This window comes from Pseudochrobactrum lubricantis (assembly GCF_041929865.1).
Lineage (GTDB): Bacteria > Pseudomonadota > Alphaproteobacteria > Rhizobiales > Rhizobiaceae > Pseudochrobactrum > Pseudochrobactrum saccharolyticum.
Genome location: NZ_JBHEEE010000001.1, coordinates 595,657 through 606,589 on the forward strand (window position 1 = coordinate 595,657; position 10,933 = coordinate 606,589).

The following is a 10,933-nucleotide window of genomic DNA, read 5'->3' on the forward strand; positions in this document are numbered from 1 at the left end:
GCCAAATTTTTTACCGGACGGCATAAGCCTTACGGCAACGCTAACGAAAGTCTTTCATGAGCGAGACCACTGAAAATCCTCAAGGCGAGAACCTTTCCGCAGATATCAATGCGACTAATCCTGAATATGGCGCGGATTCCATCCGCGTTCTGAAAGGGCTTGATGCGGTGCGCAAGCGCCCGGGCATGTATATCGGTGATACGGATGACGGCTCCGGCCTGCATCACATGGTTTACGAGGTGGTGGATAACGCGATTGACGAGGCGCTTGCCGGTCATGCGACACTGGTTACCGTGACATTGAATGCCGACGGTTCCTGCACTGTAACCGATAACGGCCGCGGTATTCCGACCGATATCCATAAGGAAGAAGGCGTGTCTGCCGCTGAGGTTATCATGACCCAGCTGCACGCAGGCGGTAAATTCGACCAGAACTCCTATAAGGTTTCCGGTGGTCTGCATGGCGTGGGCGTTTCCGTGGTGAACGCGCTTTCCATCTGGCTGAAGCTTAAAATCCGCCGCGCCGGTAAAATTCATGAAATGAGCTTTACCCATGGTGTGGCTGATGCACCGCTGGTGGAAACCGGCAATGCAGGCGATGAAACCGGCACAGAAGTCAGCTTCCTGCCGTCGCCGGACACTTTCACCATGGTTGAATTCAGCTATGAGACGCTGGAACGCCGTCTGCGTGAACTGGCATTCCTGAATTCCGGCGTACGCATCAAACTGGCTGATAAGCGCCATGCGGATGTGATTGAGCAGGTTCTGCATTATGACGGTGGTCTGCAGGAATTTGTCAAATATCTCGACCAGTCCAAAAAAGCACTGCTTGAAAATCCAATCTATATTATCAGCGAAAAAGACGGCATGACCGTTGAAGTCGCCATGTGGTGGAACGACACCTATCATGAGCGCGTGCTGTGCTTCACCAATAATATTCCGCAGCGCGACGGCGGCACACATCTTGCCGGTTTCCGCGGTGCGCTGACCCGTCAGATGACCGGCTATGCGGAAAGCTCCGGCATTGCCAAGAAAGAGAAAGTCAATCTGACCGGTGATGACTGTCGTGAAGGTCTGACAGCGGTGCTCTCGGTAAAAGTGCCGGATCCGAAATTCTCATCCCAGACCAAAGACAAGCTGGTGTCTTCGGAAGTTCGCCCTGTCGTGGAAAGCCTCGTTAATGAAGCGCTGGCCACATGGCTGGAAGAACATCCAAGTGAAGCCAAAGTGCTGATGTCCAAGGTTGTGGAAGCGGCTGCCGCGCGTGAAGCAGCGCGTAAAGCCCGCGATCTGACACGCCGTAAAGGTGCGCTCGACATCACCTCTCTGCCGGGCAAGCTGGCAGATTGTCAGGAACGCGATCCGGCCAAGTCCGAAATCTTCATCGTTGAGGGTGACTCGGCTGGTGGTTCTGCCAAGGGCGGTCGTTCGCGTCAAAATCAGGCTATTCTGCCGCTGCGCGGTAAGATCCTCAATGTGGAACGCGCCCGTTTTGACCGTATGCTCTCCTCCGACCAGATCGGTACGCTGATCACTGCGCTCGGCACCTCGATTGGTAAGGACGAGACCAGCGGTTTCAATCCGGAAAAGCTGCGCTATCACAAAATCATTATCATGACGGATGCTGACGTCGACGGCGCTCACATCCGCACATTGCTGCTCACATTCTTCTTCCGTCAGATGCCGGAGCTGATTGAGCGCGGTCATATCTATATTGCGCAGCCGCCGCTCTACAAAGTGACACGCGGCAAGTCTTCGCAATATATCAAGAACGAAGCCGCTTTTGAGGACTTCCTCATTGAAACCGGTCTCGAAGAAGCAACTCTGGAGCTCGGCAATGGTGAAGTCCGTGCCAGTGCCGATCTGCTGTCGATCATCAATGACGCCCGCAATCTGCGCACAGTGCTGAACGGCCTGCATACACGCTACGACCGTGCAGTGATCGAGCAGGCTGTGATTGCCGGTGCGATGAATGTGGAAGCGTCCAACGATCCTGCGAAAGCACAGGCTCTGGCCGATGCGGTTGCCAAACGCCTCGACATGATCGCCGAAGATATGGAACGCGGCTGGAGCGGCACCTATTCACCGGAAGAAGGTTTCCGCTTTGAACGTATGTTGCGCGGCGTAAAAGATACCGCGATTATCGACATGGCGCTGCTTGGTTCTGCCGATGCCCGTCAGCTGGATCGTTTCAGCGAACGACTGCATGAGGTTTATTCCACGCCGCCGGTTCTGCGCCGCAAAGATAAGAGCGAAACCATTTCCGGTGCGCTTCAGCTTCTGGAAGCAGTTTTTGCAACCGGTCGCAAAGGTCTGTCGCTGCAGCGCTATAAAGGTCTTGGCGAAATGAATGCCGAGCAGCTTTGGGAAACTACGCTGGATCCGAATGCACGCTCGCTGCTGCAGGTAAAAGTGACAGATGCAACCAGCGCCGATGCGCTGTTCTCGCGCCTGATGGGTGACGAAGTGGAACCACGCCGCGAGTTCATTCAGGACAATGCGCTTAGCGTTGCCAATCTGGACGTTTAATCCATTTTGCATAATCCAAAAAACGCCGGAAATTCCGGCGTTTTTTATTTATCTTACAATATGTGTCGGCTGGATAATGAGACCGTCCGGTGTTTGCGCACGATACACTCCTACACCATAGAGATCGCGGATCACGTCTTCCCTCAGAATATCCGCCGGTGCGCCATCAGCCACCAGACAACCGTCTTTCAACAAAAGCAGGCGGGTACACCAGCGTGCGGCCAGTCCCAGATCATGCAATGTGCAGATAATGCTGCGGCCACGTGTGGAAAGCTCGCGGAAAATCTGCATCAAACCCAGCTGATGTGCCGGATCAAGCCCTGCCACCGGCTCATCGGCCAGCATCAAAGGCGTATCCTGCGCAATGGCGCGGGCAATCAGTACCCGTGCCTGTTCACCGCCGGATAATTCCCGCGCCGGTTTATCGCGCAGATGAGTAATCTCCAGCGCTTCTATGGCAGAGGTAATCTGTTGCTGATCCTCTTTGCTCAGGCCGGAGAATTGCGGCAGACGAGCAAGACGGCCGAGCTGCACCACAGCCTCAACGCGCATATTCCAGCTGATCTCACGATCCTGCGCAATATAGGACAGAAACTGTGCACGCTTTATGCTTTTAAGCTGCGCGCTTTCCTGTCCGTTCAAAGTGACCGAGCCCTGATAAGGCAGTTGCGCCAGCAAAGCACGCAACAGCGTAGACTTTCCCGCACCATTCGGACCGATCAGACCGACAAACTCGCCTTCACCTATAGTGAAAGAAACTCTGTCAACAACGATGCGCTTCTGGCGGGAAACCGAGAGATTTTCAACGCGTAACAGGCTCAAATTTCTGCTCCTTTGCGCAATCTCCACACCAGATGCAGGAAGAATGGTGCACCGATCAAAGCCGTCAGAACGCCGAGTTTCAGATCCTTCTCCGGAAGAATAAGACGTACAAAAATATCAGCAGCCAGCAACATAACCGCTCCGCCCAGTGCCGAAGCCGGTAGCAGACGCGACGGACGGGAGCCAACTAACGGGCGCAAGACATGCGGCACTACCAGCCCGATAAAGCCAATTGCTCCTGCCACAGCCGTTGCCGCGCCGACACTCATCGCCGTGCCTGCAACAACCAGAAACTGCACTTTGCGCAAATCAACACCCATGCTGGCTGCGGTTTCCTGCCCCAAAGTCAGCGCATCCAGTGAACGGCCTGACAGGATCAACATAAGCCAGCCAAGGCTCATAAACGGCAGCACCAGCCAGACATGGCTCATGGAACGATCATTTAAGGAGCCGAGCATCCAGAAGACAATTTCCATCAGGGCAAAAGGATTGGGCGCAAGGCTCAGTGCCAGTGATGTCAGCGCACCGGCAAAGGCAGAAACCGCAACACCGGCCAGAATAACCGTAATGGTCGAACCGCTACCTCCTGCCAGAAACTGCACCAATATCACTGCGATAAATGCAAAACCCAGTGCCATCAGCGGCAGACTTAAAGGAAACAGCAAAGACAGTCCGCTATAAAGCGCCAGAACCGCGCCAAGTGAAGCAGACGAACTAACGCCAAGCAATCCGGGCTCCGCCAAAGGATTGCGTAAATAACCTTGCAAAGCCGCACCGGACAAGCCCAATGTCAAACCGATCATCAAGCCTAGTAAGGCACGGGGAAGCCGCAATTGCTGCATGATCAGCACTGTATCGCTGTCGCCTATCCCGAACAAGCCGGACAGCCCTTGCATAAAACTGATGGAAGACGAACCGGTCAGCAGTGAGATAGCAAACAAGGCGATCAGCACCACGCCAAGCACAAGCAACAGACCATAATAGCGCCGGTTCTGATCCATCATCGCTCTCCGTTTGCCTGTCTGGCACGCTGCAATATTCTCACCGCTTCCAGCGTATAGACTGAACCGCACGACCAGCTGCGCGCAGGCACTGCCACATGTTGTGTTTTACGCCCCTGCTCACTTACCAAAGCCTTCATAACCGGATGCCGGTAATTCTGATAGGCCAGCGCCGGTTTCTCATAAAATTCAGGCTCAATGATCATATCCGGCTTCAGGCGAATGAGATCTTCCAGCGATACACGCCCTGCTGCCAGTCTGCTGTCACTGGCACCCAAATTGGTAATATCCAGCAGCTTCATAATCTCATCAGACAATGTTCCCACTCCGGAGGTGTAACCATTAGGCTCATAAAGCAACGCGGATACCGGTTGAGTATTCTTCTGCAAAGACCCAAGCATCTGATCAATTTCAGCAATTTGTGACTGTGCATTGTCTTGCTGCCCTAGCACCTGCCCCATTTGCGCGATCTGTTGGCGGATATCAGCAAAGCTCTGCGCATAGCCGAAACGCTCAATCCTGACACCTTCCCGCTCCAGAACTGCAAGCTTGTCCGGCGCTGTGTAGACCGAGGCCAAAACCAGATCGGGCTTCAGCGCCAGTATTTCCTCAAGACCGGAACGGTTGAGATAATAATTTCCGGCCTGTTTTGCGACCGGCGAAGAAACCGGATCTGCCGCAATATGGCTGACGGAGACAATCTGAGACGGATCACCCAGCGACAGTGCCAGAATATCCGTACAAAGATTGAGTGAAACCACCCGCTTTGACATTACCTGCGCTTGCACAGGTAAGATGCAGAAGCACAAAAGGCAGGCCGCGAGAACGGCCTGCCTTTTAGTAAAACTGATGAGGGCGGTTAAACGCACCATTCTCAGAAAGAGGCTTTCAAACCGGCAAATGCGCCGCGACCCGGTGTATTATAGCCGTAGACTTCCTGATATTTTTTATCGAACAGGTTTTCGATACGGGCATAACCTTCAAGTTTATCTGTGAACTTATAGCTGCCGCCGATGTTAACGACGGTATATTTGTCCAATGTCCGTAAACCGGTATCTTTCATTTCACCATTGAATACCGCTTCACCGAACAAGCGGGCACGATCCTCATAGAATGTATAAGCCACATTCACAGAACCGGAATGTCGCGGACGACGCACAGCTTCTGTCCCATCAGGATTGCGTGACGAAGTATAGGTATAAGCACCACCAGCTGTAAAACCATAAAATAAGTTCAATGTTGCTGCCAGTTCCACGCCGTGACGTTTGCTCTTACCATCAAGATTTTCCACCCCAGTTGGCGACCAACCAGTATAAATTGTTGAGATCTCCTCACGCAAATTTTGCTTGAAATAAGTAACATCCGTTACCAAAAGACCATCGAAGAAAGCATATTCCAGTCCAATGTCCCAGCCAAGACTCTTCTCTGGCTTCAAGTCGGGATTACCAACAAAACCTGCAGAAAAACCAAACTGCTCATAGAAAGTCGGATTGGTCACACCGGTACCGACCGAGCTGTGCAAACGAGCATTAGTATCAGGAATAGCCCATGCACCGCTCAGAGAGAAAGTTGTGGCATCGTCAAAATCTTTATTCACGTCATGGCGCAAACCAAGATTAACGAAAAACTGATCCGCAAACTCACCATTATATTCGCCGACAAAAGAATACATTGAGCGCTTATGATGTTCAAACTGGGTCGGATCCATCCACGGATTGGACAAATCATTCTCCGTCGCCACCTGACGGAAACGCTCCTGCTGCCATTCTATACCGCCGGTAATTTTGTGACGTGCATCCGCAAAACTCGGCGTATCGAAAGCATAGGTCGCCTGATAGGACGCCGTATAGCGGCTGCCTTTATTTTCAGCAGGATAGTCTGGTGCAATATATTCATATTTGCGGTCACTGCCGGTGAAACGCAGTTTCTGCGTCAGCGCATCATCCAATGCTGTCCATGTCAGACCAACACTGCCCAGAAGCTCATTCGTCTTACCTTCCAGACCGATTGAATCCAGCGGGTTAAGGGACGTCATATTATCGAGATCAGTGCGGTTCTTCACATAACGCAAAGTCGCGTCGAGTTTGGCTGTCTCCGACAGATCAATATTGACCTTACCATTCAGTGTCAGATTTTCATCGCCGTCTTTTTCATCGCCGATATTGGAAATGTTGAAACCTTTGGTGCGGCGGTATGAGGCGGCCAGCGCCATATCATAATTTTCAGCACCGCCCTGCAAAAGCACGCCGCCGAGCCATGAATTCTGGCTGCCGGCTTCCGTTGTACCGCTGATTTTGAAACCATCGCGCTTGCCGCCTTTGGTGATAATATTCACCACACCGGCCAATGCATTCGAGCCCCAGAATGCGCTCTGAGGACCGCGCAGAATTTCAATCCGGTCGATATCTTCCGCCTGTAAAGCGCCGAAATCATAGGCATCGCCGGAAGCGGCATTCATTTCAACGCCGTCAACCATTACCAGCAAATGATTAGCTTCAGCACCACGCACACGAATATTGGTCATACCGCCTTTTGTACCCTGACGCGACACGGCAAAACCCGGCACCATACGCAGCGCATCGGCCACATAACGCACCTGATTTTGCTCAAGCTGCTTGCCGGTAATCACAGTCACTGCACGGCCGGTCTTACCTTCTTCAATCGGCGTGCGTCCGGCTGTCACAAGAATTTCTTTAAGCTGTACCGGTTCCTGCTTTTTCTCTTGCGCCAGCGCCGCATTGCCAAGGCTGAAAACTGTCAAAGCCGTTCCGAGTACCAAAATGGATTTTTTATGCTGCAACAAATTGCGTGTCATGCTGTCCCGCCATAGGTCAGACAATGCAACACTTTATCCGCATTACATTGCCCTGAATGATACAAACCGCATTTGAGACAGGCTGAATAAACAGTCACTTATCCGCATACGGCAACATTTTAACAATGTCACCGTCACGGACGTCCGCGCCTGCGCACCCCTCGTGCACGGGCTGGTGACCGGAAAAGGCAGGTCTCCTGACTTGCGGGTCATCACGAACGCTCCGCCTTCCCGCCCTCTCAGACAGTGGCTTACCGGAGGCCGCTCACCGTTACAGTTGCGGGGGCAGTCACGGATTAAGCACCGTGTTCCCTTTTCATTTGTCTGAAACAATGCTGCCCAGACAAAACCTTTTCCGTGTAAAGCGATAACAATGCACCGCTTCACGGTCAATTCTTAAGCAATTATGAACTGCGTTTTTCAAAGGGGCGTGATACTTGTGCCGCAGTTTCAAAATGATAGAGCATAATTCCTTAAACTTGGATCAGTTTAAGGTAAAATTATGCTCTAATTTTAAAGTGTTAGAGCGACCTTTGTGTGCCAAGTCTGGCACACGGCGCTCTAGACGATTTAGCCGTTACAGCGCACGGATATCATCGTAAAGCTTCTGCGGAATTGTCACCGTGCCATTGGCCAGACTGCGTTCACGGGCTTCATAGCGGCGCTGCGAAGGCAGCCGTGCCCCCTGATCTGTAATCGCCGAGAACATTTTCTCCGCCCGCCCCATATGCTCTGCCATTGCTGCGCCGAGGAAACTCTCCGGATTCAAGGCAATCACGATTTCCCCGTGTTTCGGCGTTGCACCACGGCCATTATCCCACTCCTGAGATTCAAGGCTCAGCATATCACCGATCAGCGGCCCCGCCAGCAATTCGACCATGGCAGACAAAGCCGAACCTTTATAACCGCCGAATGTCAGCATCGCGCCTTGCAGTGCAGTCTCAGCGTCAATTGTCGGCTCACCATCTTTATCAACTGCCCAGCCCAATGGGATGGGCTTGCCTGCACGGCGATGCAATTCAATCTCACCGCGCGCCGCAGCACTGGTGGCAAAGTCGAAAACAAACGGATATTTACCGGCGCGCGGCCAGCCGAAAGCGATCGGATTGGTACCGAACACACCGGTTTTACCACCGGCAGGTGCGACCCATGAATGGCTCGGCACCATTGTCAGCGAGACAAGACCATGTTCTGCCAGCATTTCCACTTCCGGCCACAGAGCCGAGAAATGCACACAATGATTGATCGCCATCGCGGCAATGCCGAGTTTACGGGTTTTCTCCACCAGCATCGGCAGGCCTTTTTCCAGCGCCAGCAAAGAATAACCGCCTTTGGCATCCACAGCGACAATACCGCCGGCACGGTCTTCCACTACCGGCTCCGCATCCAGCACAACAGCACCGGTTTTAATGGTCTGAGCACAGCTCAGTACCCGATAAAGCCCGTGAGAGTCACATTCATCACGCTGGCAGCTTTGCAGCAAACGCGCATTGGCCTGCGCATGTTCCTGAGAAAGACCAAGTTTAATAAAGGTCTTTTCCGCAAGATTGTAAGCTTCATCAAGCGTGATGGTAATGGTTGCGGTCATAGCTGCGATATCCTCCCTGCGCATAAAGCCTGCCTTAAAAGCAGTCTAATATATCAGATACCTAGCCCAGCCATTGCGAAACAGCAAGTTATTACCTTATGAAAATAAAAAACCCGCTCAGAGAGCGGGTTCTTCAAAGCTTAGATTTCAACGGGAGAATTTACGATCGCCGCCTTCACGTGGCTTGCGCGGCCCTTTTGGCTTATCGCCGTAAGGCTTGCCTTCGCCACCTTTAAAGCGGGATTTGCCTTTCGGCGCGCCCCAGCCCGGCTTGTCATCACCACCGCGCTTGTCAAAGCGACGCTCACCACCGCGATCAGAACGCGGGCCACGGCTTTCCTGCTCAGGTGCGGTTGAAGTGCGGATCACCAGACCTTTTTCGCCGGTACCCTGTTCTTCAACAGTCGCAAAATATTCTTTGGCTTTTTCGCTGTTAATCTCGAAACGGGTTTCATTTTCGAGAATACGGATCGCACCGACATCACCCTTGGAAACCTGACCGGCTTTACAGATCAGCGGCAGAATCCATTTCGGATCGGCACGATGTTTGCGACCAGCCGACAGTGTAAACCATGCACCGCCATTGAAGGAGGAACGGTCTTCACGCGGAGCACGCTCGGAGCGTTCGCCACGTTCACCGCGCTCGCGTGCCGGTGCACCCAAGGCGCGTACCGGACCTTCAGAAACATCTTCCGGTGCCGGACGGCTTTCAATTTCACGACGGAGATAAGCGGCTGCGATCTGTTCAGGCGTATAACGCGCCTGCAATTCGCGCATCAGTTCCTGCATGTCTTCAGGAATCTCATCGCTGAGGCGTTCGCTGCTGAGGATAACCTCACGAACTTTTTCCTGAACCGCATTAATGGTCGGCGCTGCAATGCTCTTGGCATCCAGACGTGTCATCTGCAGCAGACGCTCAGCCGAACGGCGACGGGAGAAAGGAACCACCAGAATACAGGTGCCCTTACGACCGGCACGACCGGTACGACCGGAGCGGTGCAGCAATGTTTCACCATTATTCGGCAGATCGGCGTGAATAACCAGATCGAGATTTGGCAGATCAATACCGCGTGCAGCAACGTCTGTTGCTACGCAAACGCGGGCACGGCCATCGCGCATGGATTGCAGTGCATTGGTACGCTCAGCCTGAGACAATTCACCGGACAGCGCCACAACCGAGAAACCGCGATTGCTCAGACGGCTTGCCAGATGTTTCACGCCTTCACGGGTGGAAGCAAAGATAATAGTGTTAACATTATCATAGTACAGCAGCGTGTTGATGATCGCGTTTTCGCGCTCATGCGGCGGCACAATCATCGCCTGATAAGTAATATCAGCATGTTTTTCATGGGACGCAGTGGCAGTAATGCGCAATGCATCTTTCTGGAAACGCTTGGCAAGCAAAGCAATGGATTTGGAAACCGTCGCTGAGAACATCAGTGTGCGGCGATCTTCCGGTGCTTCACCGAGGATGAATTCCAGATCTTCGCGGAAACCGAGATCAAGCATTTCATCGGCTTCATCAAGCACAACGGCACGCAGATCAGACATGTTCAGCGCACGGCGGGTAATATGATCGCGCAGACGACCCGGTGTACCCACGATAATATGTGCACCGCGTTCCAGATTGCGGCGTTCGGTACGGATATCCATACCACCAACGCAAGTGGTGATACGGGCACCCGTTGGTGCGTAGAGCCATTCCAGCTCGCGGGCAACCTGCAAAGCCAGTTCGCGTGTCGGCGCAATAATCAGAGCCAATGGCGCACGCGGGGCTTCCAGACGATCGCCCTGTTCGAGCAGATCAGGTGCCATGGCAATACCAAAAGCAACAGTTTTACCGGAACCGGTCTGAGCAGAAACCAGCAGATCGCGACCGTCATTGTCAGGCGTCAGCATAGCTTCCTGAACGGAGGTCAGTTCCTCATAGCCACGAGCTTTGAGCGCACCGGCAAGGGCTGGTGCAATAGTAGAAGGCAAGGTCATGAATGACTTTCAGCAATGGCTCACCCACGCATCAACTGGCCCCGACATTATTTGCCCTGAAGTTTCAGAAGCAAATGTCCCATCCCTGGCTTCATTCATGATGAAACGGCAAAAAGCCGTATACCATGCTTTCACACATCCGTGACCGGTAACGTAAATAAGCAAACAACAATAAGTGATGATGCTGCGCTAC

7 protein-coding genes and 1 riboswitch are annotated in these 10,933 nt (G+C 52.9%); of the genes, 1 reads left to right on the forward strand and 6 read right to left on the reverse strand.

Going from position 1 to position 10,933, the window contains the following annotated elements:
- The first annotated feature begins 56 nt into the window (after positions 1-56).
- A complete protein-coding gene (gene gyrB / locus JNC80_RS02580; RefSeq protein WP_116086275.1) occupies positions 57-2,528 on the forward strand; it encodes a DNA topoisomerase (ATP-hydrolyzing) subunit B in 2,472 nt (823 codons plus the stop codon).
- A gap of 48 nt (positions 2,529-2,576) precedes the next feature.
- Here the strand turns inward: gyrB and JNC80_RS02585 are convergent, their stop codons facing one another.
- The 6 genes from JNC80_RS02585 to JNC80_RS02610 form a co-directional block, all read right to left on the reverse strand.
- Complete coding sequence (locus JNC80_RS02585) at positions 2,577-3,350, reverse strand: ABC transporter ATP-binding protein (RefSeq protein WP_376709423.1); 774 nt, start codon at positions 3,348-3,350, stop codon at positions 2,577-2,579.
- Positions 3,347-4,351, reverse strand: a complete 1,005-nt coding sequence (locus tag JNC80_RS02590; RefSeq protein ID WP_376709629.1) for a FecCD family ABC transporter permease — start codon at positions 4,349-4,351, stop codon at positions 3,347-3,349. Before JNC80_RS02590 ends, JNC80_RS02585 begins: the two co-directional genes overlap by 4 nt.
- Positions 4,351-5,124, reverse strand: a complete 774-nt coding sequence (locus JNC80_RS02595; RefSeq protein WP_376709424.1) for an ABC transporter substrate-binding protein — start codon at positions 5,122-5,124, stop codon at positions 4,351-4,353. Before JNC80_RS02595 ends, JNC80_RS02590 begins: the two co-directional genes overlap by 1 nt.
- Positions 5,125-5,225: 101 nt before the next feature.
- Positions 5,226-7,166: a TonB-dependent receptor gene (locus JNC80_RS02600; RefSeq protein ID WP_376709425.1), complete on the reverse strand. Its 1,941-nt coding sequence runs from the start codon at positions 7,164-7,166 to the stop codon at positions 5,226-5,228.
- Between the two features lie 170 nt (positions 7,167-7,336).
- A riboswitch (cobalamin riboswitch) is annotated at positions 7,337-7,535 on the reverse strand.
- 208 nt (positions 7,536-7,743) lie between these two features.
- Positions 7,744-8,754 (reverse strand): Ldh family oxidoreductase, encoded by a 1,011-nt coding sequence (locus tag JNC80_RS02605; RefSeq protein WP_376709426.1) that lies wholly within the window; start codon positions 8,752-8,754, stop codon positions 7,744-7,746.
- Positions 8,755-8,901: 147 nt separating this feature from the next.
- Entirely contained in the window at positions 8,902-10,740 is a 1,839-nt protein-coding gene (locus JNC80_RS02610; protein ID WP_376709427.1) for a DEAD/DEAH box helicase, read from the reverse strand.
- Positions 10,741-10,933: the final 193 nt, after the last annotated feature.